The following is a 24,889-nucleotide window of genomic DNA, read 5'->3' as shown; positions in this document are numbered from 1 at the left end:
AATGCTTGCCGTTGCTTATGAACAAGGCTTTTTACTTCAGAACGATGTGTATTGTTGCTGTATTATGCATGGCAATTAATGTACAGGGCCAATTATGCAACGGCAGTTTAGGCGATCCTGTTGTAAATATCACATTTGGTTCGGGAGGCGGCAGTACCGGCTTTACACCTACCAACGCTTACACCTACACCAGTTCTCAATGTCCCAACGACGGTTATTATACCATTACCAATTCCACAGCCGGTTGTTTTGGTAATTCATGGCATACAGTAATGTCAGATCATACTGGAAACGGCGCTTTTATGTTAGTGAATGCTTCTGTTGAGCCCGGAGATTTTTTTCTTGCTACGGTAACTGATCTCTGTCCTAATACTACCTACGAGTTTGCAGCCTGGATCATGAATGTATTGAATAAAGGCGGCATCAGGCCCAATATTACTTTTACCATTGAAACTGTCGGCGGAACAGTATTGCAACAGTATTCAACCGGCGATATTCCCGAAACCTTTCAACCAACCTGGAAACAATACGGGTTCTTTTTCAGCACACCGGTAAATAATGCCGTGATCGTTTTACGCATGCGCAATAATGCCCCCGGTGGTTTGGGTAACGACCTTGCCATGGATGATATCACCTTCAGGCCCTGCGGTGCTGCAAAGATCAGCTCAGCTATCCAGGGCAACAGCAATGATACCGTAAATGTTTGCGAAGGCAATACCACCAATTACACTTTTGCAGCAACAGTTACATCGGGTTATATTTCTCCTGTATATCAATGGCAGGTAAGTACAGATTCAGGAACTAAATGGAAAGATATTACCGGTGCCACTTCACTTAATTACCTGCGCAAGCCAACCACGGCAGGGGCGTATTGGTACAGGATGACAATAACAGAGGCCAGTGCAGCAGGTAACCTGGCCTGCAGGATAGCTTCCAACTATGTAGTGATTAATGTGCATGCCAAACCATTGGTCAATGCAGGGCCGGACCTGGTTATATTGTCGGGAAATAACGTGACCATCAATGGATCGGTAAGTGGAGAAAATCCTGCCTATTACTGGGATCCGCCCGATCACCTGAGTGATACAAAAATCATGACACCTGTGGCATCACCCGCTGCAGATATCACTTATACGCTTTACGCAACATCTTCATTCGGATGTGCCAACCAGGATGCCATGGCAGTAAAAGTGGTGGCAGGTATTTTTGTACCCAATGCATTTACGCCTAATAATGATGGCCTTAATGATCACTGGAGAATACCTTTTCTTGATCCCTTATTTGGTGCAACAGTAAGCGTATACAACCGCTTCGGGCAACAGGTGTATCATACAGCTGCAGCAATTGTAGACTGGGATGGAAATTATAAAGGACAGGCACAACCTTCAGGAAATTATGTTTATTATATCCGTTTTAATAGCGGGTACCACGATATAAAAGGAAGTATTTTACTGATAAGATAAATTTCTTGCTATTCAATTTCAATATCGTATTTGCTTAATAATCCGGCAATGCCTGCAGCGGAAAATTTTGCTTTTTTAATCCTGTTTAATTCGGGATCGATGGCATAATGGTATGCCGTTCTCAGATCTGCCTTTTCTAAAATTGTTCTGTCGAAAATAGCGCCTGCTAAATTGCATTGGTTAAAAATACAACCGGTTAAATCTGCTTCTGTAAAATCAGTCTCGGTAAGTGTTGAATTATTGAAGCTGGTATTCTTTAATTTGAGTTGATAAAAGGAAGCCATGTCCATGATGCAATGATCAAAATGAACCGCCATACCAATGGGGTTGCAATGTTCAAAATGCAGGCCCAGTAACTTGCATCCTTCAAACCGGCAATCCCTGAACGCTGTTTTTCCCAATGCTGCCATACCCAGGTTTGAGCCTGTAAATACACAATCACTAAAATGCTGTCCGCTGAGGTTAGTGCCGGAAAAATCACAGTTTATGAAACTGCAATTCTCATAATCACCTGTAGCAAGAGGGGTGTCAGAAAAATTAATCCCCTCAAATTTTTTATCTTCAATAAAAATTTTTTCCATTTTTTTTAACCGTGCATTTTTTGAATTTACCGGCAGCAATTTAGTTGAAATAATAATATCATTAACCGGTAATTGTAATAATAAGTGACATGGCCTTTAAATTAAAATACTATTTCTGTATTGTCGAGCAATAAAGTGTTGCCTGAGAAATATTGTTTGCCGGTTGCACCATAGCTGTACCCGCCATAACTTACAATTTTTACCTGCTTAATGCGGCGCTTTGTAAACTTATTAAAGGCAGCACATTGCCCGGCGCTTAATATATCTCCTGTAAGAAAGTTATAGCGCTCCATCAGCCCCGCTTCAACAAATACTTCATTTACTTTAAGGGTACTAAGGGAATCGGCCTTTATCTTTTTAAGAAGGGCAGTACAGATTAAAGCAAGGGAAGTATCTTGTTTAGTTAAAGATTTTATTTTGTAAGATAAATATGCGAAGGTGGTTACAACCGTAATGCTGTCTGTGTCGATTAAAATTAACAGTCTTTGTTGCTGTATTGACGATGAATGCAGCAGATTTTTTCTTACAACATTGGTAATATGCTGTGCATTGCTTTGCAGGCAGCAACACAATAGTATACAACTGAAAAATAATTTCATTTGGCCAGGCGGGTTAGTTGTCATTAAGATGCATCACACACTTTATTTCACAATAGTGCAATGACATCTTTACACCCGGGCTAATTATAATCCTTCACCTCCATAAAAATATAGGGGTTAATAGAAAATTCATTTTCACTTGGAGCTTCGCCGTCCCAGAAATCAAGGTCGATAAAAGCCACAGTATCTGTAACTTCCCAAAGCGCCAATTCATTGTCGGTACTGTTGTTAAAACATTCCGGCAACATTTGCGGTGCCAGGCCATTCCAGCAGGCATCAATTAATTTTTCTTTTTGGGTAAAACGTTTGTCTTTTTCAGATTCATTTCTTTTTACCCAATGCCTGGAGAAAAAACCGGCATTGGCTACCAGTAAAATTTCCTTTTGATGAGTAGAGGTGTTCATATAATTTGCTTTGTAAGTTAGACGGTGGATGAGGCAGGAATTCATATCTCATCCTTGTAAAGTAAAGTTAAATACAGCCCAGTAGGGTGCTTGTAGTAGGCGGATTTTAAACCTTGTAGGAATATTACGATTTTGATCATTTAACACACTGAATTGTAAGCCCATGGGCTCTTTGTAATTAAGAGTTATCTTCGCCGGATAATTGCACAACATGTTATTTACCGATTTAAATTTAAATACCCCGCTGCAGAACGTTTTAAACGACCTGGGCTTCACTGTTCCAACCACTATACAACACAGGGTTTTTCCCATTGTAATGTCGGGTAGAGACGTTTGCGGTATTGCCCAGACGGGAACCGGTAAAACATTCGCTTACCTGTTGCCTTTATTGCGATTGTGGAAATTCAGCAAAGAAAAAGTACCCACCATTTTAGTGCTGGTTCCTACAAGAGAATTAGTGGCGCAGGTAGTGCAGGCAGTAAAAGACCTTACGCCTTATATGAGTGTGGACGCAGTGGGTGTATACGGTGGTGTAAACATTAAAACGCAAATTGCAGAATTGGCCAATGGTGCAGATGTGGTGGTAGCAACACCCGGCAGGTTATACGACCTGATGCTGAATGGCGCTTTTAAAACAAGGGCAGTAAAAAAATTGGTGATTGATGAAGTGGATGAAATGCTGAACCTGGGTTTCAGAACACAATTGAAAAATATACTGGACCTGCTGCCACCCAAAAGACAGAACCTTTTATTTTCCGCCACCATTACCGAAGAAGTGGAAACATTGATTGATACTTATTTTAATGATCCCGTAAGAGTGGAGGCTGCACCCACCGGAACACCATTGGAAAATATTGTGCAAACTGGATATGAAGTGCCCAATTTTTATACCAAGGTAAACCTGCTGCATTTATTATTAACGGCAGATGAAGGCATGACCAAAGTGCTGGTATTTGCGGCTACAAAAAAATTAGCAGATGATCTGTATGAACAATTGGAAGCAAAATTTCCCGGCACCGCAGGCGTGATACATAGTAATAAAGAACAGAACCATCGCTTTAATACCGTAGAACAATTTAAAAATGGTACCTACCGCTTTATTATTGCAACAGATATTGTTGCCCGTGGTATTGATATTGCCGAAGTAACACACGTAATAAATTTTGATACACCGGAAGTACCGGAAAATTATATGCACCGTATTGGCCGTACCGGCAGGGCCGATAAAAAAGGTATTGCCATTACTTTTATTACTGAAAAAGAAAAACCACTTTTAGCAGCAATAGAAGCTTTAATGAATTACCAGGTGCCGATTACAGCACTGCCCGAAAACCTGGAGATATCTGATGTATTAACGGAAGATGAGAAGCCTAAAGTGTATATGAAAACGATCCAGTTAAAAGTTCCGTCACGTGAAGGGAGAGGAGCGGCGTTTCATGAAAAATCTGCCAAAAACAGTAAGGTGAATTTTATTGTAAGAAAAAAAGACCGGATGATGGCCAAGTATGGCAAGCCAAAAACAAGGGGACAGAAGAAGAAATGATCTTCCGGTCAATGATTAAAACTATGCTTTTTCAAAAATAACTTTGCTCTTTCCATTTCGGGCCTCGTTGCTGCCGGGCTATTTGCAAGCACCAGTAATTGATTGTAATAGTATTTTGCTTTTTCTGTATTATTTATTTTTTCGCAGGCCAGTGCTGCTCCATACAAACCATTAAACCGGTTGGGATGCGTTTTTAAATTGGCCTCATAGGCGGTTAACGCTTCCGCTGGCTGATGCAGTTCCATCAGCATATCAGCCAGCAATTCTTTTGCCGGTATTACCTCACCGGGCGTAACAGGGCTCTTTTCTGTTTTATCTTCCATAGCAGCCGCCTGCTGCATCAGCTGTAAGGCTTCACTTGTTTTTCGTTCTGCAAGGCATATCCATGCTTCACCGGTCTTCATTTGTATCAGCACCTGGTTGGCTTTATACAAATCTTTTTGTGCCGTTAAAGTATCGTAACTATTGTTCAGGTTTTTTAATTCCCCCTTTGCCTGGTTAATATTGCCCGTATGTGCAGCACCTAATAATTTTGCAAAATGCAGGATAGCTTTTTGCCAGGGAAATTTTTGCCACTCAAAATTGGCCGACAGCATTTGAAGGTTTGCCGCCTGCTGCCACATTTTATTTTCTACATAATATCGTGAAGGGATAGCCGCAAATGCATAAGCCACTTTAAAGTTTGCCGGTTGTACCACTGTGATGGTTTTAAGATAATCGTACTGCTGCCTGGCAAGATCATTCTCACCTTTTTGTAGGTAAGCATACACCAGGTAGTCCATACCATGCAGTTCTTCATCCCAATGCCCTTTGATACCGGCATTTTCTGCATAACATTTTGCGGAGGCAGTGGAAACAAGATTAGACTGGATACATTCATCCCATAAGCCCAGCCTTGTAAAAATATGCGAAGGCATGTGCTGTGCATGTGCCGACGCCGGAGCTATTGAAGCATATTTTTTTGCAGCAGGCAGTGCAAGTGCCGCCAGTTCGGGATAATCGTAGCTGTGGATGATATAATGTACAATACCCGGGTGATCGGGCTCGCCGGGATACAAACCGGTTAAAATGGCGCCCGCTTTTTTTTGATTATGATACAATTTATCTGCCGGGTCTGCTGCACCATCAAGCGCCAATGCATAAAATATGGCCGCTTCTTTATCACCGGGATATTTCCGGTAAAGTTTTTCCATAGCAGTTTCAAATTGCAGGGAACGGGTGCGGTGGTCAATGGTTTTCCAGTCTTTATAAAAAACGGCTATAGCGTTGATATAGTCCGTTTCTCTTGGCGATTTTTGTTTGATGGATTGCGCAATGGCAATAGCTTTATTTCCTTTATCCAGGTCGGCTGGCGAAGGCGGCGAAGGCCACACCTGGTGATAATTGCACATCGCCACACCCCAATACGCCATAGCACAACCGGCATTACCGTCAATAATTTTTGCAAAAACTTTTTCGGCTTCGTCATATTCAAATGAATGCAGTAAAGCTATAGCAAGGTCAAAATCTTTTTTTGCACTATCTGTACATGATGTTTCAAATGCTACGGTGCCAAATTGTTTACCCGGGGGGCTGCACAATACCACCTGGCCCCGTTTTAGATTCATGGCATTGATAAGATCAGTTTGAGGGTCTGCATTTTTTCTGTTGCAGGTAATAAAAACTCCCGCTGCCAGGATACATACAACAAAAACCATTGCTGTTATTATTTTTTTCATTGCTCCGGGTTAAATTTTGCAGGAAGAAGTATTGCTGTAGTTGAGGGAATTGCTGCTTAGAAAGATAGAAAAAATTAATGACAGTACAAAGAGCCCGGACCGGTATACTTATGCACTTTATCCGCAATGCAGCAGTGTACTGAAAAAAATATTATATAGTTTACTAAGTAAATTGTATTTTTTACCTGCTAAAACTACTGACTATGCTGCGCAATTTAACCTTATTGGCCATACTGGCATTTGCCACTGCATTTATTGCTTCAAGAATGATAAAAGGAAACGGAAGTAATAATATGGCCACCATTCTTCAACACAATAAATCAAAAAAACTTACTGCAATATCATGTGGCCCCGATTGGGCTGCCATTAATGGGCTTACTGAAGCAGCAATACCCGTTATTCCCGGGGCAGGAAAATACAGCTGGAAAATTTCCACGCAAAATGATAGTGCACAGGTTTATTTTAACCAGGGCATCAACATGTATTACAGCTTTCATATTATTGAAGCTATGGCTTCATTTAAAAAAGCGGCAAAGTTTGATTCCGGTTGCGCCATTTTGTATTGGGCACAGGCATTAACTTACGGGCCCAATATCAACGACCTTGGTTATGTAGCTTCGCCTGAGGCTTTGCAGGCCACCGCAATGGCCGAAAAATTATCAGGCAAAGCAAGTGCAATGGAGAAAGCATTGATCAATGCGATGTCGGTAAGATACACGGCAGATTCTGCCGATGCCACCCGTGCAACATTAAATGTGCAATACACCGCAATGATGAAAAAAGCATATGACGATTTTTCACGCAACGCAGATGTACAGGCTTTATATGCCGATGCCATGATGCTGGAGCATCCCTGGGACCTGTGGAATATTGACGGTACACCCAGGCCATGGACGCCATTAATTGAAACCGTACTGGAAAAATTACTGGCAACAACTCCTGACCATCCGGGTGCCAATCATTATTATATTCATGTGATGGAGCCATCGCCTTTTGCTGCAAAAGCCTTGCCCAGCGCCAATCGTATGGGCAGGCTTACACCCGGGCTGTCGCATACTGTGCATATGCCTTCGCATATTTACCTGCGTACGGGCCAGTATAATACCGGGGCCACCGTAAATGAAAATGCATTGAATGATTATAAAAAAGTATTTGCATTATACAATCCTGTTGCAGCAAGCGATTTTTTATACGTGATACATAATATTCACATGCAGACTACGGTGGGCATGCTGGCAGGGCGCAAAACGTACAGTATGCAATCTGCACAGGAAACTGCGGCCAGTGTTCCAGAAACCTATTCGCTGGCACCGGCCCCTTTTGGTTCCGGCGCCCAATATGTGCTGATGATACCAACGTTAGTGAATATACGCTTTGGCAACTGGAATGAATTGCTTACTGGTAAACAGCCCGACCCTAAAATGATCTATGCCAATATACTATATCATTTTGGCAGGGGCATGGCACTGGCGCATGCATCAAAAATTGCTGATGCCAATACTGAGTTACAGCAAATACAGGCGGCCATGAAAGATTCCGGACTGTATATTCCATTCGGTGTTTTTTCGCCGGCCATAGATGGAGCAACAGTAGCAGAAAACCTTTTGTCGGGCAGTATCGCCATGGCAGAAAAAAATTATCCTGCCGCTATTACTGCATTTGATAAAGCCGTAACCACCGAAGAACATATGGTGTATACCGAACCAAGAGATTGGTTATTAAATCCTAAACATTACCTGGGCAACGCATACTTAAAAGCAGGCCAGCCTGCAGCAGCAGAAAAAGTTTTAAGGAAAGACCTGCTGAACAATAGTGAAAACGGCTGGGCCTTGTTTGGCATTTACCAGGCTTTGCTGGCACAACATAAAAATGCAGCGGCAGGGGTGATGCTGGCAAGATATAAAAAAGCTTTTGCCCTGGCAGATGTAAAATTGGATGGCCCGGTATTTTGATGATTGTAAATCCTGCAGCAAACCTTACTTCCTGTCTTTTTCTTTTACTTCATTTCTTATGCCATTGTCGTAAGGTTCGTGAGGTTTATATCTTCTGATGTTTACAATATATGTGTAAGGTTTTTCTTTGGGCCCCATCACCATTAAGGAGTAGCTGAATATTTTATTTTCTAAAAATATTTCACGGATGGAACCATCGCTTTTGTCAAGCAGTATTTTGTTACCGGCACTTTCTTTAATGGCTTTAAACAATACATTAAAATGTGTTGCATTGCTAAACTGGTAATTTATCAATGTATCATACGGCGAACTTGTTCTTGAGACCGTTTCAAATACTTCAACGGTTTCTTTTTTCCAGGTAATATTGCCACCGGGTTCAATACTTTCATTATTAAAATCCTTTAGCATTTTTTTTACTTTGGCAGGGTTTGCCGTTACTATTTTTTCCAGCACTTTTAAGGGTACCTGGCTAAATAAACTATTGGAAAAAATAAATCCTGTAAATAAAAAAATAAATGCTTTCATGATGCAATATAAAAGGTTAAAGTGAAATGAATATAGATAAAGTTGTACAGACGATGGCGCAATATCCTGAAACTCATAACAGATGTAAGGTTGTAGTGTTTTTATTATTGCAACTATTATTTCTATTGTAGTTGTTAATGCCGCAGGTAGAATTTCTACTACTAAAAATCCGGCAATTCGTTTTGTATTTTTCTTAACTAATTATGGCGTGGTATATGCAAATGTGAATCCGATTATGAAAAACCGTCACGTTGAACATTGCTTCCAATAACATTATAAAAACTTAACCAGTTTTTAATCCGGGAAATTCACATTTCCATCGCAATAATCTTCCAGCCGGTAATACAATTTCAATAAACTCCATCCAACTGTAATAATTCTTTTTCGGATAAACCGATACAGGGAATCTATTATTTATTAATTAAAAAACAAACACACCTATGAAAAGTGTAACATTAAAAAAAAGAGTGGCCATCTTTGCACTTGCAGTTACCAGCTTTACGGCATGTAAAAAAGGCGACGTAATTCAACCTGATGCTGCAGCAGCAACTGATTCGGCCATGACAGACCGCAGGATTAGAACCGGCGGTACAGGAACCGGCGCTGCCAATACTTTTTACATCAGCACCACAGGTAATGATGCCACCGGTACAGGCACCATTAGCGCCCCATGGAAAACCTTATACAAAGCTACTGCTACCGTATCGGCAAGCGGTGCCATCATTCACGTAAATGCAGGTACTTATGTGGAAACACAGCAATCTGCTTTAAAACCCGGTGTAAGTATTGAAGGTGATGGCGTTACATCAATATTAAAATCCACCCTTACGGCAGATTGGACTGAACTGTTATCATTGCGTTCTCCCGAGGGAACAAACGGTAATCAGCATGTATCAAATTTAAAATTCGACGGGCAAAATCTTTCCACCTTCTGGGGTATTTATGTAGGTGGCAGAAGTAATGTAAGTATCCATGATATTACGTTGGTGGATTTTAAAGACCGTGGCGTTTTATTTGGTGGCAGAAATGATGGCAATGGTGCGCCACCATCCATTTATGCAACAGGCAATACTTTTTATAACAATATTGTAAGTAATTCTGCAGGCTATAATTTATCTACGGGTACGTATGGCCGTGGGTGTTTAAATATCGGCGGGCAGGATGGTATGCTGATCTATAACAATACTATTTCTCAAACCAGCAGGCCGGAGGGATACAACGGCTGGCCCATTAAAGGCTGGAACGAAGGTTATCTTAAAGGTTGCAAGATCTATAACAATACCCTTAATAAAATTCCAATGGGCAACTCTTCCGGAAGTACCGGGTGGAATTTTGCCATCGAATTGTTTAATGAATCAGGATTGGAAATTTATGGCAATACCATTACCGGAGGTTCAATCGATTTAAATTTTCAAACCAGGGGCTCTTATGCATATAGCGTGTATATACATGATAACGTGATAAAGCAAAACAGTATAAACAGCTGGATCGAAAGCGGTATTGTGTTAGAATATAATACTGATGGCGCTATTATAGAAAATAATACTATTGACAAAAAAGCTCATGGTATTGAATTTAATCCACGTTCGGGTAATGCAGTGCAAAATATAACCATCCAGAAAAACCTGGTGACCAATATTACAATGGCGCAGAATACCGGCGGATTGATCGGCATCTTTAATAATGATGCCAACTACAGCGTCAATAATTTTAATGTTTTTAACAACACACTGGTGGCATCTGCTACTGATGCGCCATGGTGGGGTATTAATTTAGGCGGCCTTAATACCGGCTTTGCTAAAAATATCAATATCAAAAACAACATCATCGGCAATATAAAAAGCGGATGGCTGGTGCAGGGTGGTACTGTTGGTATGGACTTAGTGTCTATTCAAAACAATGATATTTATAACAGTGGTAATGGTAATACTCCTAAGTATAACGGGTTACTACCAACCAACTACAGTTACACCGGTAATTTAAATTTGTTGCCCGTTTTTGGTACCAATTATGCTTTAACCAGCGGCAGCCCGCTTATTGATGCAGGTGTTAATGTTGGCCTGCCTTTTCTGGGTACCAGGCCGGATATGGGGTATAAAGAATTTTAATGGCGTAAACAGATCATAACAGTGTACGTTTGATAAAACAATTGCAGCAATAATTGTTATTGCAAAGAGCCCCATACCGGGGCTCTTTGTTTTTGTACCAATGATCTTAATCATATGCCCGCCTGCGAATGATTAGTGCGTTAAGGGGTAAGGGCAGTTTAAAAAATCGTATCTTGAAAATAAAAATTATGCCTCAATCTAAAAACCGACATCCGCACAAGCATACACCTCATCACGATACTCCTGCAACAGCTCATCCAAAGCATAAAAAAACAAATCAATCAATTATAATCGGGGTATTATTTTTTGCATTGATTGGTTTAGGTATCAGTTATTTTACCGGCGCTTCCAGTGTTACCGGATTGTTGATTGGTTTATTGATAGGCGGTGTAGTGGGCTATATTTTTGCCTGGCAGGTAAATAAGAGTTTGACGAAGAAGTAGTGTGCAATAAAATGGCCGGTAATTTACCGGCCAAAAAAAATTAGTTAATAAATGTTGTAACTAGATCTGAATGATAATTCAGATGTACCGAACAAATTACTTCACATACTTCCCTCCATTTTTCACATATTTCTCCAGCCACTGATGCTGTTCCCAAAGCATGTGTAAGATATTTTCTTTAGCCGCATAACCGTGGGCCTCAAAAGGCAGCTGCACAAAACGTACGGTGCCGCCGTGGCCTTTAATGGCATTGTATAAACGTTCGCTTTGAATAGGGAAGGTGCCGGGATTGTTATCGGCCTCGCCATGTATCATGAGCAACGGCGTTTTAATTTTATCGGCAAACATAAAAGGACTCATGTTATTGTATACTTCCGGCGCCTGCCAGTAAGTGCGTTCTTCATTCTGAAAACCAAAAGGAGTGAGGGTGCGGTTGTAGGCTCCACTGCGGGCAATGCCGGCTTTAAACAGGTTCGTGTGTGCCAGCAGGTTAGCGGTCATAAAAGCACCGTAACTGTGGCCGCCTACGGCCACACGGCTGCTGTCGCCAACACCCATTTCTGCAATTTTGTTAATGGCGGCTTCAGCACTCCAGGCCAGTTGGTCAACAAAATTATCATTGGGTTGTTTATCGCCTTCACCTACAATAGGGAATTCTGTATTATCCATAATGGCATAACCCTGCGTTGCCCAAAAAACAATGGAGCCATACCCAACACGGGTAAAGGTATATTTGCTGCCACGCAATTGTGCCGCATCGGCAGCGCTTTTAAATTCACGGGGGTAAGCCCACATCATCACCGGCAGAGGGCCGTCTTTAGCTTTATCGTAGCCTTTAGGTAAGTACAGGTCTGCCGCAAGATCAACACCATCTTTACGTTTGTAAGTAATCTTTTGTTTGGTGATACCACGCAATCCGGGTTGCGGATCGGCAAAGGTTGTAATGGCTTTGCTGCTGTTGTCTTTTAAATTACGGAGATAATAATTCGGTTGTTCGGTCTGGCTTTGTTTATTGGTAATAATGATCAGTTTGTCAAAGTCCAATACATCAGTGAGGGTTTCGTAATAAGGTTCTTCGCAGCGCCAGAGTTGTTTGGTTTCTTTAGTATTGATGTTGAAGGTATTTAAAAAAGGGAGATCACCTTTTGATGAAGCTCCGATACCTCTCATAAATAATTGTGCGCCATTTACCAGTTTTATGGTGTTGCGTCCATATTTATTTTTTTCGGTGAGGGGAGTACCGGGATCGTTGTAAGCATCGTCGGTACTGCGGTCTATCAATACGTCCATTTTTCCGTCAGCAGTAAGCTTGCTCATTTTCTGGCGATGCTTGGCTCTTGAACCTTCAGTTACAAAAAACAGGTCAGTAGTAACATCAGTAACATTGTACATACGCTGTGCCGTTTTCACCAGTTCTTTTGGTGCGCCGGTAAACGGTGCAGCCAAAGTATAGGCAGCATCATGAAAATCCATTTTCTTTTTAATGAGGCCGCTGTCCAGTGGTTCAATCCATTGTACGGTGGCAGGAGAGTTGTCTAACCAGTTAAAGCCCCGTGGTGCATTCAATACATTATCATTGCCCGTGGGAGCCAGTTCGCTGCTGGGTAATTTGGCCAATTGTTTTACGATGCTGCCTTTCATGTCGGTGATCAGCATAGTGGAATTGAATCCTCCTGCAGTTACCAGGTAAGAAAATGGTTTATCAATTCTTTCAATCAATACATATTTTTTATCGGGAGAAATATTTACACTGCTGTAAATAGCTGGCGTGCCAATCTTTGTTTCGGTACCATTGGTGTTTTTTACCAATTGTGTGGTGCCGTAAAATTCAAACTGACTTTCGTCAAAAGGGTTTTTTATTAAATCCTGGTAAGTAACACTGGCAGCAACTTTACCTAAATTTTCCTGTACCGTTGGCCCTTTGGGTGCCAATGGTTTTTTAGGTGCCATCGATAAAGGTTTGTTTACAGCTGCGTACAATAAACTGTTGTTATCTATCCATTCAAAGGCTGCACCTAAAACCAGGTTCACAGCAGCCTTATTTACTTTGCCGGCCTGGTGTGTTTTAATATTGATCACATAAATATCAACTGTGTTGTTGGTGGTATTGGTGAAAGCTGCTTTATCTTCATCGGGGCTCCATTGTAAATTGCCCGCTTTTAAATTGGCCGGTAAACCGGTAACGGCAAATTCTTTTCCGGTATTTACTTCTTTAATGGTGATGCCGGTGAAATAGGCTGTTCTGCTCGGCGAAAAATTATTGGGATTAATACGTAAACCTGCAATGCGTAATTCAGGCTGCGCCAGGTCTTCTACAGAAGGCATACTGCTGCGGTCCAATACCAGCATGTATTGTCCCTTACTATCAAAACTTACGCCGGGTGTGGGTTTGGCCATTACCAGGTCATAAATTTCTTTAGGTGGGATTTGGTATCCGATGGCATCCTGTGCAAATAACCTGCAGGTTGCAAAGAGCATTGCAACAAAAAGAAATTTTTTCATAACAGTTTAATTGGTTTACGTACAGGTGTAAATTAGTAAAACTCCGTTGCTTTGTGAATTAAAAATGCAGGAACCCGGGATCCACCGGAGTTTGTGTTTTCACCATTTAAGACATTTAAGTTTGGCCGCAGCTGCTATGCCTCTTTCTATTTGCGTTAAATGATAAGATGGTATGGCGTATTTGCAAGTGAAGTTTTTAACCGCCCTTTTTTGTACTATCTTTTTTACCGGTCCTTATTTTATAATCATCATCGGTAATGCCTTTTACACCTCTGGGTTTGTTTATTGGCGGAAGGGTAACGGAATCCAAAGCGGGCGGCGCAATTTTATTTTTCAGCATCGGTAATGATGAATCGGGTTGTGCCAGGGGAATTGCCTGCTGTGTAAGGGAATCGAAAATGATTTTATTGCCGGGATGCAACGGATCGGCAACGGAATCTTTTGCTTTACTACTCCCTGGTAATGTGTTACTGTTTTTTTCAACAGGATATTGCAGTGGCCCACTGCTGTCTGTTACCGGCACCACTGTTTCTGTTTTGGGTATTACCGGTAATGTGTTGTTCTTATTTTTTATTTTTTTATTTTCTTTATAAATAATTACTAGTGCAATAATGATGGCAGAAAGAATGGAAAAATAAAATCCTTTACCCATACCAGGTTTTACCGTAGTGGGATTACCTGAGGGTTTGTTATCATCATTATCCAACGACAGGCCGGCATCCAACTGCGTTTCAATACGGGCCCATATGCTGTCGGCCATATCAGGCACAGGCAACTGTTCCAGCTTTGCTGCAATTAAATTTTCGTATGGTGTGGGTGTGTTCACTAAGTTTTTACCGATGTTAATTTTTGTTGTAAGATTTTTCTTGCTTCACTCAAATGCCATTTGCTGGTGCCCTCACTGATATTTAATTGCGCTGCAATTTCTTTATGGGCAAATCCATCAATGGCAAATAAAACAAAAACGGCATGAGTGGCTGGTGGCAATTGTTTGATGAGCTGCATAATTTCGGCAGCATCTGTTTTTTCAATCACGGCATTATTGATCGCAGGTTCGTCGGTGGTATCTATTTCCTGTGTGGTAAAGCGGCTGCGTTGTTTGATGTGGTCTAATGATTCGTTGATGACAATTCTTTTAAGCCAGCCATGAAAATTGCCCCTGGTTTCGTCGAAAGTGCTGATACTGCGGAACATTTTCACAAAAGCATGACTCATAATATCTGCTGCTTCGTGTTCATCAATGGCATAGCGCATGGCAATGGCCATAGCAAAGCCATAAAGCTGCCGGTACAATTGTTCCTGCGCCTTTCTGTTGCCATTGCGGCATTCGTTGATGATATTATGTAGGTTCTGTTCCAGTAAAATTAAAAATCCGCTTTGTAAGCACTAACGCCGACAGGGTTTACAACCATTGACGGGGTTGGTGGTTACCATTTTGTATCATTCACTTTTCTTGCAAATATGGCTGTTGAAATTCCGGCCACCAATAATTTATCCGCTTCACTCAGCTCATTGTAAAACCAGATGTTTCGGTCAATAGCATCAATTACTGCAATCACACCATCCCTGGTGCTCAATTCGTAACCGGATAGCATTTTTACCAGCAATCTTCCCTGTTTGCCATTGGCAGATTCTGTATTTTTTAAACTGATAGGTTTTATAAAAATACTATCCTTACCATTGGTTGCCATACCATCATCATCGGGCCTTATTACGGTGAATAAACTCCTGGAAGTATCTTTTTTTCTGTCGTACACATTACTCATGATCAGCTCCCAGGTTTTATCATTTTGTGCGGCATCGGTTTGCAGTATGGCAGAAAAAATGTATTGGTGGTCCTGTATCCGTTCAAAACTATTGAAGATACCCGGAGCACCTGAAAGTTTATATTCCAGGCTTCTCGTCAATTCTCTTTCCTTACCAAAAACATCTACATTATTCTTTCCATCACTCAGGGAATAGCGGAATTGTGCTTTTTCTTTTTGTACATGCTCCGATTTCTGCAGGCCAATATTATTGAGCAACAAATTCTCCAGGAAAAAACCACGGCCCCAGCCGGGATAGGTTAAATGCATGCCCCTTTTTATCCTGGAGCTTTTATAATTTCCAAAAGACATTTTGTTTCCCCTGGCACCGCTTACATGCATCATGGTGGCCTGCTCTTTAAAAACAGTGGGCACCGCCAACTTTATTGAATTACCGCAGGATGCCAGTACTACTATACACAACAATATGGCTAAATTTTTCATGGCTAAACTTTTATACTTACGCATTGCAATTTATTTATTTTCCCTTGTATGAAGAATCGTATTGTACTATTGTTACTCTTACCGGAGCCAACAGGCTGTCATTTACCGGTGTGGCAATAATGTTGGCAAATTTATAACCGCCGGTAGTATTGTCCTTTGTTGCAAATACTATTAGTGAATCATTATTAGTGCCGGCCATTTTATTCACCGTCATCCAGTCCGGGGCCGGCGCTTCTATACTCAGCTTCCAGCCGGTATTGGATTGCACCTGCACTGCACCTCTTGCTCCTTGTGTATTCTTTAATGTTAAAGTGGCATTACTGAATTTTAAATAATTGCCGTTGCTGCCTGCAACAGGATCTTTAAAGCAACTGGTAGTAACAATGGTAGTTACTGCCAGTAAAATTGCAATTGTTTTTTTACCTGTCATGGGTATACTGTTTTAATTGTTAATAATGTGGTTTGAAAGCGGCCGATCGCTGTACCGGTTGTCTTTCATAAACAATACCCCCGCTTTCCGGCAAAGGTTGGGTAAAAGAAAAAAAAATATTTTTTAGCCTCTACCCAACCTCCGGTAAAATCCGGGGGTATTACTATCAAACAAAAAGTATAACCATTAAAAACAAAATGTATGAACACAGTAAAAATGAAATGGGCTTTAACTGCCCTTGTATGCAGCACCATGCTGTTTGCCTGTAAAAAAGATCCTGTTACACCACCTGAGCCGGATTGCAGTATTAACCTGACCAATCTTTCCGGCGCTTACAAATTAACCGCATTACAGTATAAGCGCAGTGCCACTGCCACACCGGTGAATTACCTGGATTATATGGATGCCTGTGAGAAGGATGATATTGTTACGTTAAAAAGCGATGGTACTTATCACTACAATGATGCAGGTACAGTGTGTACTCCAAACGGAAGCAATGACGGCACATGGTCTGTAACCGGCAATACCATCAACAGCGATGGTACAGTAAACGGCACTATCAGCAGTTACGATTGCAAAACATTGGTGTATTATGCCGAAAATGTTAACCTGCCGGGCGACAAGTTCACTTTTACCATGGTGAAACAATAATTGCAGGCATTAAAAAAAAATACGGCGCAGTGTTTAACTGCGCCGTATTTTTTTATTTAAACAAATCAATTTGAAATACCTACTCTCTTTTTTACATATTCATTCTTTTCCAACTCACTCAGCATAAATAAAGCCAGGTCGCCGGAGTTGATGGTATAATTATTAGGTTCGGGTAAATAATCGGCGCTGGTAGTAAATGCACCGGTTGCTTCGTGATCTTTGATTGTTGGCGGGCAAACAAATGTAAAATCCACACCACTTTCTTTTAAATACTGATAAGCCTGCTGGTGTTCTTTACCTACCGGGATCATTTCTTTGGGAAAATTTTCGGTATCCTGTATCAGAGTATGTTCATCGGCATTTAAAACACCCATGCCGCCGATGGCCACAATTCTTTGCACGCCATTTTTTTTCATTTGCGCAATGATATTTTTAATACCCAATGTCCTGGTTTTATCGTTACCATCAAAACCGCCGCCCAATGCAGATAACACAGCATCGCAACCTTTAATGGCATCCTGCACTTCGCCCTCATCAAATAAAGCTCCTTTAATCAATTCCAGGTTTTCAGTGTCCGTCTCAAATTCGCTGAATACGTTTCTGCCAAAGGCTTTTACAGTGTAGCCCTTAAATAAAGCCTGCTGAACCAATTGCTTGCCCACCATTCCGGTAGCACCAAATACGATAATAGTCATGATTGTATTTTTATTTAAAGGTACGGTGTAAAAAAATTTGCCTAATTAAAATTTTGCCCTCATATTTGCACTGTAAATGAAAAATATCAACACAAATAACAATAGCTGGTGGTGGAGCATAGTCAACTGATTGTGCCTTTTTTGCTATTGATATCTGTATAAAATAGTTTAAGCCCGGCACAAGTGCCGGGCTTTTTTTATGCCCCTCCCCCCAGAAGGGGAATCATGGAGGAGATAGAAGAGTAGGTGATGTTTTATTTTTAGTTTATGAAATTAGAAACACAACCAAATTTATAATTAAGTAACAATCTAAGTTCTCCGCAGCGGCGGAGACAGGGGCTTATGAAAAAAATAGCAATAAAAACCACATTCAAAAAACTCCTTGCCGATGTATACACACCGGTGGGTATTTACCTGCGTTTGCGTGACAGGTTCCGTGATACCATTTTACTGGAAAGTACCGATTTTCATGCCGGTGAAAACAGTTATTCCTTTATTGGTATCAATGCCATTGCAGGTATCGAAATTTCCAACACGGCATTTATTGAGTATAAATTGCCCGGGCATAAAGCAGAGAAAATTGCGATAGCTAAACCTACCGATGTGCCTGATCATTTATGGGAGTTTATGAACCGCTTCGATATTCAACCCACGGATCAAAAGCAGGTGAATATAGCACAGGGTTTATTTGGTTACACTACGTATGACGCAGTGCAGTTTTTTGATTCTGTCAAACTTACCTCTCAGGCCTCATTACTTGCGCCGGGTATTCCGCTGATGCGTTACCGGCTGTATCAATACATTATCGTGATCAATCATTTTAAAGATGAATTATTCATCTGCGAAAATGTGATCAATGGAATGGATAGTGAAGCAGCTGTGGTGGAGAGTTTAATTAAGAGTAAAGACGTTCCCACTTTTCCATTTAAAACGGCCGGGGAAGAAACTTCCAATCTTACCAATGAAGCCTATATTGAAATGGTAAAAAAAGGAATTGCCAGCTGCCACAGGGGAGACGTGTTCCAGATTGTATTAAGCAGAAAATTTGAGCAGCAATTTACCGGGGATGAATTTAATGTGTACAGGGCATTGCGCAGTATCAATCCTTCTCCGTACTTATTTTATTTTGATTACGGCGATTATAAATTAATAGGATCATCACCCGAAAGCCAGCTGATCGTACAAAACGGCAAAGCTATTGTGCATCCTATTGCAGGAACATTTAAAAGAACGGGCGATGATGAAACAGATAAGCAATTAGCCATTGCACTGGAAGCTGATGAAAAAGAAAATGCAGAACATGTGATGCTGGTTGACCTTGCAAGAAATGACCTCAGCCGTATGTGCAACAAAGTAGAAGTGACGCAATACAAAAAGATCAATTACTACAGTCATGTGATACACCTGGTAAGTGAAGTAACGGGTGCTGTTGGCCCCGAGGCCAATCCGTTTAAATTGATCGCCACTACTTTTCCTGCCGGCACATTAAGTGGTGCGCCAAAGTTTAAAGCGATGCAACTCATCAATGCATTTGAACCCACCGCAAGAAGTTATTATGGAGGTGCCATTGGTATCATTGGTTTTAATGGTACTATCAATCATGCCATCATGATCAGGACATTTTTAAGCCGCAACAATACATTGGTGTACCAGGCCGGTGCCGGTGTGGTGGCCGCCAGCAAACCCGAAAGCGAATTGCAGGAAGTAAACAATAAATTAAACGCATTGAAACAAGCTATTGTACTGGCGCAAAATATTTAGTAACCTGTTCATGGTTCATAGTTCATGGTTCATAGTAAAAGCAACCATCAACAACTGACCATGAACTATGAACCATGAATCATGAAGATTTTAGTTTTTGACAATTACGATTCCTTTACCTACAACCTTGTTCACCTGGTAGAAAAAATTACTAATGAAAAAGTGGATGTGTATCGTAATGATGCCATCAGCCTGGAAGCAGTGAACGCCTACGATAAAATTATTTTATCCCCCGGCCCCGGTATTCCGTCTGAAGCAGGTTTGTTATTGCCGTTGATACAACAATATGCAGCAACAAAATCTATACTGGGTGTTTGCCTGGGGCACCAGGCAATTGGCGAAGCATTTGGCGGCACACTTACTAATTTAAGTAAAGTGTATCATGGTGTGGCAACACCCATTAAGAAAGTTGCTGGGGTGGGTCACCCCTCAAGGGTGGCTCACCCTGTGCTGAACGGGCTGCCTGAGGAAATATCAGTAGGCCGTTATCACAGCTGGATCATCAGTAACGAAAATTTTCCCGAAGCGTTGGAAGTAACGGCAACAGATGAAAACGGTTATATCATGGCATTGCAACATAAAACCTATGATGTGCAGGGCGTGCAGTTTCACCCGGAGAGTGTATTGACACCTGGTGGAGAAAAAATGTTGAGGAACTGGTTAGGGAAATGATTTTTAATTAGTGTAATTCGTAAAATAAAAATGAAAAAAATTCTTAACTACTTATTCGAGCATAAAACGCTTTCCCGTGCGCAGGCCAAAGAAGTGTTACTCAACATTTCTAAAAACATGTATAACGAAAGTGAGATCGCTTCATTTATTACCGTGTTTTTAATGCGGAGTATTACTATTGATGAGTTGCAGGGTTTTCGTGATGCGCTGCTGGAACTTTGTGTAAGGGTGGACCTGAATGGCCATGATGTAATTGATATAGTAGGCACGGGTGGCGATGGAAAAAATACCTTCAATATTTCAACACTCAGTTGTTTTATTGTGGCGGGTACAGGCAATAAAGTAGCCAAGCATGGTAATTATGGTGCAACATCTGTAAGTGGCAGCAGTAATGTGATGGAGCAGTTGGGATACAAGTTTAAAGCTGAAAGCGAAAAGCTTAAAGCTGAAATTGAAACAGCGAATATTTGTTTTCTGCATGCACCTATGTTTCACCCGGCATTAAAAGCTGTTGGGCCGATAAGAAAAAATTTAGGCGTCCGCACATTTTTTAATATGCTGGGCCCGATGGTAAATCCTGCATTTCCCAAATATCAGTTGGTAGGGGTTTATAATTTAGAGATGGCAAGGATCTACAATTATTTATTGCAACAGGGAGGGGGCAAGTTTACCATCATACATTCACTGGATGGCTATGATGAGATTTCTTTAACGGGTGATACAAAAGTGATCACCAATGAAGGCGAAAAAATTGTAACCGCCGAAACATTAGGCAAAAGAATGGTAAACCCCGAAGATATTTATGGCGGCAATACTGTGGAAGAGGCGGCAAAAATATTTTTAAAAATCTTAAAAGGCCAGGGCACCTGGGCACAAAATGCCGTGGTATTTGCCAATTCGGCCATGGCATTGCAAAGCACGGGGCAGTATGCTACGTATGAAGATGCTTATCATGCCGCAGTAGAAAGCCTGGAAAGCGGCAAGGCATATGAATCTTTACAAAAAATAATTGCGCTGCAATAAAACCTGAAAATCAATACTGCACTCTCGTTTCGCAGGAATGCAGGGTGCTGATGCAGCGGGTAAAAAAGATAAGACAATTCTTAAAATGAAAAATATTCTGGAAGAAGTTGTAGAACAACGAAAAGCAGCAGTACAACAATTGAAAAGCATTGTGCCGATGCAGGCCTGGGAAATGATGCCCTTATACCAGCGGCAATGTATTTCCCTGCAGCAAAATTTGCTTGATGCAAACGGGACAGGCATAATTGCAGAATTTAAAAGGGCATCGCCATCAAAAGGGATTATTAATAACGACGCTGATATATTTGATGTAGTATCCGGATATGAATTGCACGGTGCTGCCGCCGCTTCAATTTTAACCGAGCCGGTTTATTTTAAAGGCAATAATGACGACATTATCAATATCAGGGCATCCATTACCATTCCAATACTGCGTAAAGATTTCATTTTTGAAGAATACCAGATTGCGGAAGCCAAAGCCATTGGCGCTGATGTAATTTTACTGATTGCGGCAAGTTTAACACCGGCTGAAGTAAAACGATTGGCTACTTTTGCTATTGGGATTGGTTTAGAGGTATTACTGGAAATACACACCGAAGAAGAATTGGAGCATATTTGTGACGCCACAACTATTGTAGGCATCAATAACCGCGACTTAAAAACCTTTACTGTAGATATTAACAGATCTATAGAATTGGGGAAAAAAATACCTGCTGATAAAATAAAAATCGCAGAAAGCGGCATCAACAATATTGAGACAATTTGTACCTTCAAAAATGCAGGGTTCAAAGGTTTTTTAATTGGTGAAAACTTTATGAAGCAACCCGACCCAACGATTGCTTTTGCTGAATTTGTACAACAACTAAAAGCAAAAGATAAATGAGAGTAAAAGTTTGCGGCATTACACAGGAAGAGCAGTTGTTGCAATTGCCCGATGCCGGTGTATCGTTTGCCGGGTTTATTTTTTATCCTAAATCGCCAAGGTATGTGTTGCGGCACATGACCACCAGCCAGATAAAGAAAGAAAATAAACTGAACAAAGTGGGGGTTTTTGTAAATGCGTCGGTGGATGAAGTATTGCAGATGGTGGATGAATGCCGCTTACACATGGTGCAATTGCATGGCGATGAGACACCGAAGTTCTGTGAAAAAATTGCGGATTATATTTCTGTGGTAAAAGCTTTCCGTTTTAGCGAAACAGATAATATTGGTTACCGGGTGCAGGAATACATGGACTATTGCGATATGTTTATGATTGATACCGAAGGTGTGGGTTATGGAGGTACCGGCAAAAAATTTAATCTTGAAAAATTGCATGGCGTGCAAGTAGGTAAGCCTTATTTTTTAAGCGGATTGATTGACCCGGGGGATGCACCAAAGCTGAATGAATTTGCTCAATTGCCGGAAGCCAAAGCATTATTTGCCATTGACATCAGTACTAAATTTGAAGTATTGCCGGGAATAAAAGATATTAATTTAATTAAAAATTTTACACAGCAGTTGAAGTAGCCACCGATTACACGGATTTACAAGGATGAATACAATTTGGCCTTTTCCAATCCGTGAAAATTGGTGTAGTCCGTGGCAAACATTTTACGAAATAAAAAAAGAAAAACAATATACAGATTATGAACATTAAAGTTTGTGGCATTACACAATTAAAACAATTGCAGCAGTTAGACGGGTTAAACATTGAATTTGCAGGATTAATTTTTGTAAAAGATTCTCCCAGGTATGTAGGAGATAAATTAGATAAAGAAGCCGTAAAGAATGCAGACTTCGATTTAAAAAAAGTAGGTGTATTTAAAAACCCAGAAATGATCGATGTGCTGGATGCCATTGACGAATATGGTTTGGATGTGGTGCAGCTGCACGGAGAAGAAAGCCCGGAGATGTGCGAAGACCTGAGTGATGAAGTAGAAGTGATAAAAGTGTTTAACATTGATGAAACTACAACCGACATTGATGCCCTGGTAGCAGATTATGATGCCGTTTGTGATTATTATTTGTTTGACACCAAAGCTGATGGCGAAACCGGCGGAACAGGCAAACAATTTGACTGGAAGATATTAGCTAAAGCAAAAATTGAAAAACCATTTTTTTTAAGCGGTGGTATCAGCGTGGATGATATTGCTAAAATAAAAAAGTTTAAACATCCTGATTACTTTGGTGTTGATATTAACAGCCGTTTTGAAAAAGAACCAGGTGTAAAAGATATGGGACAAGTTTTATTGTTTAAGAAAAGTCTTTAATTATACGGTTATGTATTTCGATAAAGATGATTACGTGCTGATCACTTTTAAAAGGATGATAGAAGCCAAAGGCTTTGTGATAGATGATATTGACGAAGCGGAACTGATCTATCTCTCCAAAGGCGATTATGAAGTGAGGGTGAGCCTGGATAATTTAAGAAAGGATTACGAACAAACGCCGGAGGATATTATTATTGAAGAATTTGTGGAAGCGGTGGCGAGTGCCGAAGAAGAAATGCCGGATTGGGAAACAGCCAAAACAGGTATCTATCCTTCGCTTTGTCCTTCTGACTTTGAGTTTGGAGCATATATCAACTATCCCATCACTGATGATTTTAACATGGTGATCGTATACGACAGCGGTAATAAAAAAGTGTGGATCAATGAAGATCAGTTAGATGCCTGGAAGATCGATAATCAGACCATTTTACAAACGGCGTATAAAAACCTGGATATTGTTTTGGATAATGCGGTGTTGGAAGTGGAAGATTTTGAAGGAAAGAAACTGGCTTATTTTACATTGGAGGATGAAACCATGAAATCGGTATTGGTATTATCTAAAAATTTAAGAAAGAAAGTAGAACCGCAATTAGGCTGGCCGATAGTAACCGTAATTCCGGTAAGGGATTTCAGTTATTTATTTGCCGAAAAAGAGTTTGATTTTTTTGCAGAGAAGCTGGCAGATTTGATCATGGATGAATACAAAAATTCGGGCTATCCTGTCACAACAGAAATATTATTGGTGGATGAGGCGGTGAAGGCAATTGCGAAGTATGAGGCGAATGAGGAGGAATAAAATCCTTCCGCCCCTTGAAGGGGAAACATGAGTATAGAGAAGATTATTGCGTAGATCAAAACCGATAACTGTTTATGCAACCCCGATAGCGGTTGCAAACCCTGTCGGCGGTTGACTAGAGGAAATAAAAATTAGCTGAGTAGTTATTTTTCCGTTAACACTGTATTAAAAGCATTGTAGTAATGAAAATAATACAAGCGAAAGACAAGAATTTATTTACTTGCCCATGTTGTGGTTATAAAACACTTAAAGAAAAACCTCCCGGTACTTTTGAAATATGCAGGGTCTGTTGGTGGGAGGATGATAATTTGCAATTCGATAATCCTGATAGTACAGAAGGTGCAAATAACGGCATGTCGTTAAGGGAATGGCAAAAAGATTTTTATGAAGTTGAAGAGAATAAAAAATTGATATTTAAAAATTTAGCGCCGGTACCCGAAAACAAATGGTATGACTTTGATGAGAACTGGAAACCTTTGGATGAATCGTCTACGTTTCAATAAAAGCTCAATAAAGAAATCC

Annotated in this window: 25 protein-coding genes; 14 read left to right on the top strand and 11 right to left on the bottom strand. The window is 40.7% G+C overall.

Annotated elements, in window-relative coordinates:
- Window positions 1-17: 17 nt before the first annotated feature.
- Window positions 18-1,463 carry a gliding motility-associated C-terminal domain-containing protein gene (locus tag ACYVM0_RS05085; protein WP_460553445.1) on the top strand — a complete coding sequence of 482 codons (1,446 nt, stop codon included), beginning with the start codon at window positions 18-20 and terminating at the stop codon, window positions 1,461-1,463.
- Window positions 1,464-1,471: 8 nt separating this feature from the next.
- Here ACYVM0_RS05085 and ACYVM0_RS05080 read toward each other — a convergent pair whose 3' ends face one another.
- The 3 genes from ACYVM0_RS05080 to ACYVM0_RS05070 all read right to left on the bottom strand — a co-directional run bounded on the left by ACYVM0_RS05080 (window position 1,472) and on the right by ACYVM0_RS05070 (window position 3,047).
- Window positions 1,472-2,044 (bottom strand): pentapeptide repeat-containing protein, encoded by a 573-nt coding sequence (locus ACYVM0_RS05080; protein WP_460553442.1) that lies wholly within the window; start codon window positions 2,042-2,044, stop codon window positions 1,472-1,474.
- A 101-nt stretch (window positions 2,045-2,145) separates the two neighbouring features.
- Window positions 2,146-2,643 carry a hypothetical protein gene (locus tag ACYVM0_RS05075; RefSeq protein WP_460553440.1) on the bottom strand — a complete coding sequence of 166 codons (498 nt, stop codon included), beginning with the start codon at window positions 2,641-2,643 and terminating at the stop codon, window positions 2,146-2,148.
- An 80-nt stretch (window positions 2,644-2,723) separates the two neighbouring features.
- A complete protein-coding gene (locus tag ACYVM0_RS05070) occupies window positions 2,724-3,047 on the bottom strand; it encodes a hypothetical protein (protein ID WP_460553437.1) in 324 nt (107 codons plus the stop codon).
- Between the two features lie 211 nt (window positions 3,048-3,258).
- Between ACYVM0_RS05070 and ACYVM0_RS05065 the strand changes: the two genes are divergently transcribed.
- On the top strand, window positions 3,259-4,590 hold the full coding sequence (locus ACYVM0_RS05065) for a DEAD/DEAH box helicase (RefSeq protein WP_460553434.1): 1,332 nt from the start codon (window positions 3,259-3,261) through the stop codon (window positions 4,588-4,590).
- 8 nt (window positions 4,591-4,598) lie between these two features.
- Here ACYVM0_RS05065 and ACYVM0_RS05060 read toward each other — a convergent pair whose 3' ends face one another.
- The gene (locus ACYVM0_RS05060) at window positions 4,599-6,308 is read right to left on the bottom strand and encodes a tetratricopeptide repeat protein (RefSeq protein ID WP_460553431.1); all 1,710 of its coding nucleotides are present in this window, start codon (window positions 6,306-6,308) and stop codon (window positions 4,599-4,601) included.
- 203 nt (window positions 6,309-6,511) lie between these two features.
- Between ACYVM0_RS05060 and ACYVM0_RS05055 the strand changes: the two genes are divergently transcribed.
- Window positions 6,512-8,260 carry a tetratricopeptide repeat protein gene (locus ACYVM0_RS05055; RefSeq protein WP_460553428.1) on the top strand — a complete coding sequence of 583 codons (1,749 nt, stop codon included), beginning with the start codon at window positions 6,512-6,514 and terminating at the stop codon, window positions 8,258-8,260.
- Window positions 8,261-8,284: 24 nt separating this feature from the next.
- Here ACYVM0_RS05055 and ACYVM0_RS05050 read toward each other — a convergent pair whose 3' ends face one another.
- Window positions 8,285-8,785: a hypothetical protein gene (locus ACYVM0_RS05050; protein WP_460553425.1), complete on the bottom strand. Its 501-nt coding sequence runs from the start codon at window positions 8,783-8,785 to the stop codon at window positions 8,285-8,287.
- Window positions 8,786-9,225: 440 nt separating this feature from the next.
- On the opposite strand from ACYVM0_RS05050, the gene ACYVM0_RS05045 reads away from it, so the two are divergent.
- Both ACYVM0_RS05045 and ACYVM0_RS05040 read left to right on the top strand, forming a co-directional pair.
- Window positions 9,226-10,893: a right-handed parallel beta-helix repeat-containing protein gene (locus ACYVM0_RS05045; protein ID WP_460553422.1), complete on the top strand. Its 1,668-nt coding sequence runs from the start codon at window positions 9,226-9,228 to the stop codon at window positions 10,891-10,893.
- Window positions 10,894-11,081: 188 nt separating this feature from the next.
- The gene (locus ACYVM0_RS05040; RefSeq protein WP_460553419.1) at window positions 11,082-11,336 is read left to right on the top strand and encodes a hypothetical protein; all 255 of its coding nucleotides are present in this window, start codon (window positions 11,082-11,084) and stop codon (window positions 11,334-11,336) included.
- A gap of 96 nt (window positions 11,337-11,432) precedes the next feature.
- On the opposite strand, the gene ACYVM0_RS05035 is transcribed toward ACYVM0_RS05040, so the two are convergent.
- The 5 genes from ACYVM0_RS05035 to ACYVM0_RS05015 all read right to left on the bottom strand — a co-directional run bounded on the left by ACYVM0_RS05035 (window position 11,433) and on the right by ACYVM0_RS05015 (window position 16,517).
- Window positions 11,433-13,838 (bottom strand): S9 family peptidase, encoded by a 2,406-nt coding sequence (locus ACYVM0_RS05035; protein ID WP_460553416.1) that lies wholly within the window; start codon window positions 13,836-13,838, stop codon window positions 11,433-11,435.
- Between the two features lie 196 nt (window positions 13,839-14,034).
- Window positions 14,035-14,664, bottom strand: coding sequence for a hypothetical protein (locus ACYVM0_RS05030; protein WP_460553413.1), 630 nt, complete (start codon window positions 14,662-14,664; stop codon window positions 14,035-14,037).
- Window positions 14,664-15,197, bottom strand: coding sequence for an RNA polymerase sigma factor (locus tag ACYVM0_RS05025; RefSeq protein ID WP_460556293.1), 534 nt, complete (start codon window positions 15,195-15,197; stop codon window positions 14,664-14,666). Before ACYVM0_RS05025 ends, ACYVM0_RS05030 begins: the two co-directional genes overlap by 1 nt.
- A gap of 68 nt (window positions 15,198-15,265) precedes the next feature.
- On the bottom strand, window positions 15,266-16,111 hold the full coding sequence (locus tag ACYVM0_RS05020) for a hypothetical protein (RefSeq protein WP_460553410.1): 846 nt from the start codon (window positions 16,109-16,111) through the stop codon (window positions 15,266-15,268).
- A gap of 10 nt (window positions 16,112-16,121) precedes the next feature.
- Window positions 16,122-16,517 carry a BACON domain-containing protein gene (locus tag ACYVM0_RS05015; RefSeq protein WP_460553407.1) on the bottom strand — a complete coding sequence of 132 codons (396 nt, stop codon included), beginning with the start codon at window positions 16,515-16,517 and terminating at the stop codon, window positions 16,122-16,124.
- A 201-nt stretch (window positions 16,518-16,718) separates the two neighbouring features.
- Here ACYVM0_RS05015 and ACYVM0_RS05010 point away from each other — a divergent pair, with 201 nt between their 5' ends.
- Window positions 16,719-17,168, top strand: coding sequence for a lipocalin-like domain-containing protein (locus tag ACYVM0_RS05010; protein WP_460553403.1), 450 nt, complete (start codon window positions 16,719-16,721; stop codon window positions 17,166-17,168).
- Window positions 17,169-17,233: 65 nt separating this feature from the next.
- On the opposite strand, the gene ACYVM0_RS05005 is transcribed toward ACYVM0_RS05010, so the two are convergent.
- Complete coding sequence (locus ACYVM0_RS05005; protein ID WP_460553400.1) at window positions 17,234-17,863, bottom strand: NAD(P)-dependent oxidoreductase; 630 nt, start codon at window positions 17,861-17,863, stop codon at window positions 17,234-17,236.
- A gap of 342 nt (window positions 17,864-18,205) precedes the next feature.
- Between ACYVM0_RS05005 and ACYVM0_RS05000 the strand changes: the two genes are divergently transcribed.
- The 8 genes from ACYVM0_RS05000 (at window position 18,206) to ACYVM0_RS04965 (ending at window position 24,870) form a co-directional block, all read left to right on the top strand.
- Complete coding sequence (locus tag ACYVM0_RS05000) at window positions 18,206-19,624, top strand: anthranilate synthase component I family protein (RefSeq protein ID WP_460553397.1); 1,419 nt, start codon at window positions 18,206-18,208, stop codon at window positions 19,622-19,624.
- A gap of 81 nt (window positions 19,625-19,705) precedes the next feature.
- On the top strand, window positions 19,706-20,296 hold the full coding sequence (locus ACYVM0_RS04995; protein WP_460553394.1) for an anthranilate synthase component II: 591 nt from the start codon (window positions 19,706-19,708) through the stop codon (window positions 20,294-20,296).
- 30 nt (window positions 20,297-20,326) lie between these two features.
- Entirely contained in the window at window positions 20,327-21,319 is a 993-nt protein-coding gene (trpD, locus tag ACYVM0_RS04990) for an anthranilate phosphoribosyltransferase (protein WP_460553391.1), read from the top strand.
- A gap of 85 nt (window positions 21,320-21,404) precedes the next feature.
- Window positions 21,405-22,202 (top strand): indole-3-glycerol phosphate synthase TrpC, encoded by a 798-nt coding sequence (gene trpC / locus ACYVM0_RS04985; RefSeq protein ID WP_460553388.1) that lies wholly within the window; start codon window positions 21,405-21,407, stop codon window positions 22,200-22,202.
- Window positions 22,199-22,828, top strand: coding sequence for a phosphoribosylanthranilate isomerase (locus ACYVM0_RS04980; RefSeq protein ID WP_460553385.1), 630 nt, complete (start codon window positions 22,199-22,201; stop codon window positions 22,826-22,828). The genes trpC and ACYVM0_RS04980 overlap by 4 nt, the downstream gene beginning before the upstream one ends.
- A gap of 119 nt (window positions 22,829-22,947) precedes the next feature.
- Window positions 22,948-23,571, top strand: coding sequence for a phosphoribosylanthranilate isomerase (locus tag ACYVM0_RS04975; RefSeq protein ID WP_460553382.1), 624 nt, complete (start codon window positions 22,948-22,950; stop codon window positions 23,569-23,571).
- 10 nt (window positions 23,572-23,581) lie between these two features.
- Window positions 23,582-24,367 (top strand): hypothetical protein, encoded by a 786-nt coding sequence (locus ACYVM0_RS04970; RefSeq protein WP_460553379.1) that lies wholly within the window; start codon window positions 23,582-23,584, stop codon window positions 24,365-24,367.
- A 182-nt stretch (window positions 24,368-24,549) separates the two neighbouring features.
- Window positions 24,550-24,870 (top strand): CPCC family cysteine-rich protein, encoded by a 321-nt coding sequence (locus ACYVM0_RS04965; protein WP_460553377.1) that lies wholly within the window; start codon window positions 24,550-24,552, stop codon window positions 24,868-24,870.
- Window positions 24,871-24,889 lie beyond the last annotated feature (19 nt).

The sequence above is a fragment of the Ferruginibacter profundus genome, assembly GCF_054783275.1.
Note: the sequence above shows the minus strand (reverse complement) of the source record. Positions and strands in the feature narration are given on the sequence as shown.

Excerpts from the sequence above, each read along its gene's own strand:
- ACYVM0_RS05085 (WP_460553445.1), top strand. The coding sequence starts at position 18 with ATGAACAAGGCTTTTTACTTCAGAACGATGTGTATTGTTGCTGTATTA.
- ACYVM0_RS05080 (WP_460553442.1), bottom strand. The coding sequence starts at position 2,044 with ATGGAAAAAATTTTTATTGAAGATAAAAAATTTGAGGGGATTAATTTT.
- ACYVM0_RS05075 (WP_460553440.1), bottom strand. The coding sequence starts at position 2,643 with ATGAAATTATTTTTCAGTTGTATACTATTGTGTTGCTGCCTGCAAAGC.
- ACYVM0_RS05070 (WP_460553437.1), bottom strand. The coding sequence starts at position 3,047 with ATGAACACCTCTACTCATCAAAAGGAAATTTTACTGGTAGCCAATGCC.
- ACYVM0_RS05065 (WP_460553434.1), top strand. The coding sequence starts at position 3,259 with ATGTTATTTACCGATTTAAATTTAAATACCCCGCTGCAGAACGTTTTA.
- ACYVM0_RS05060 (WP_460553431.1), bottom strand. The coding sequence starts at position 6,308 with ATGAAAAAAATAATAACAGCAATGGTTTTTGTTGTATGTATCCTGGCA.
- ACYVM0_RS05055 (WP_460553428.1), top strand. The coding sequence starts at position 6,512 with ATGCTGCGCAATTTAACCTTATTGGCCATACTGGCATTTGCCACTGCA.
- ACYVM0_RS05050 (WP_460553425.1), bottom strand. The coding sequence starts at position 8,785 with ATGAAAGCATTTATTTTTTTATTTACAGGATTTATTTTTTCCAATAGT.
- ACYVM0_RS05045 (WP_460553422.1), top strand. The coding sequence starts at position 9,226 with ATGAAAAGTGTAACATTAAAAAAAAGAGTGGCCATCTTTGCACTTGCA.
- ACYVM0_RS05040 (WP_460553419.1), top strand. The coding sequence starts at position 11,082 with ATGCCTCAATCTAAAAACCGACATCCGCACAAGCATACACCTCATCAC.
- ACYVM0_RS05035 (WP_460553416.1), bottom strand. The coding sequence starts at position 13,838 with ATGAAAAAATTTCTTTTTGTTGCAATGCTCTTTGCAACCTGCAGGTTA.
- ACYVM0_RS05020 (WP_460553410.1), bottom strand. The coding sequence starts at position 16,111 with ATGCGTAAGTATAAAAGTTTAGCCATGAAAAATTTAGCCATATTGTTG.
- ACYVM0_RS05015 (WP_460553407.1), bottom strand. The coding sequence starts at position 16,517 with ATGACAGGTAAAAAAACAATTGCAATTTTACTGGCAGTAACTACCATT.
- ACYVM0_RS05010 (WP_460553403.1), top strand. The coding sequence starts at position 16,719 with ATGAACACAGTAAAAATGAAATGGGCTTTAACTGCCCTTGTATGCAGC.
- ACYVM0_RS05005 (WP_460553400.1), bottom strand. The coding sequence starts at position 17,863 with ATGACTATTATCGTATTTGGTGCTACCGGAATGGTGGGCAAGCAATTG.
- ACYVM0_RS05000 (WP_460553397.1), top strand. The coding sequence starts at position 18,206 with ATGAAAAAAATAGCAATAAAAACCACATTCAAAAAACTCCTTGCCGAT.
- ACYVM0_RS04995 (WP_460553394.1), top strand. The coding sequence starts at position 19,706 with ATGAAGATTTTAGTTTTTGACAATTACGATTCCTTTACCTACAACCTT.
- trpD (WP_460553391.1), top strand. The coding sequence starts at position 20,327 with ATGAAAAAAATTCTTAACTACTTATTCGAGCATAAAACGCTTTCCCGT.
- trpC (WP_460553388.1), top strand. The coding sequence starts at position 21,405 with ATGAAAAATATTCTGGAAGAAGTTGTAGAACAACGAAAAGCAGCAGTA.
- ACYVM0_RS04980 (WP_460553385.1), top strand. The coding sequence starts at position 22,199 with ATGAGAGTAAAAGTTTGCGGCATTACACAGGAAGAGCAGTTGTTGCAA.
- ACYVM0_RS04975 (WP_460553382.1), top strand. The coding sequence starts at position 22,948 with ATGAACATTAAAGTTTGTGGCATTACACAATTAAAACAATTGCAGCAG.
- ACYVM0_RS04970 (WP_460553379.1), top strand. The coding sequence starts at position 23,582 with ATGTATTTCGATAAAGATGATTACGTGCTGATCACTTTTAAAAGGATG.
- ACYVM0_RS04965 (WP_460553377.1), top strand. The coding sequence starts at position 24,550 with ATGAAAATAATACAAGCGAAAGACAAGAATTTATTTACTTGCCCATGT.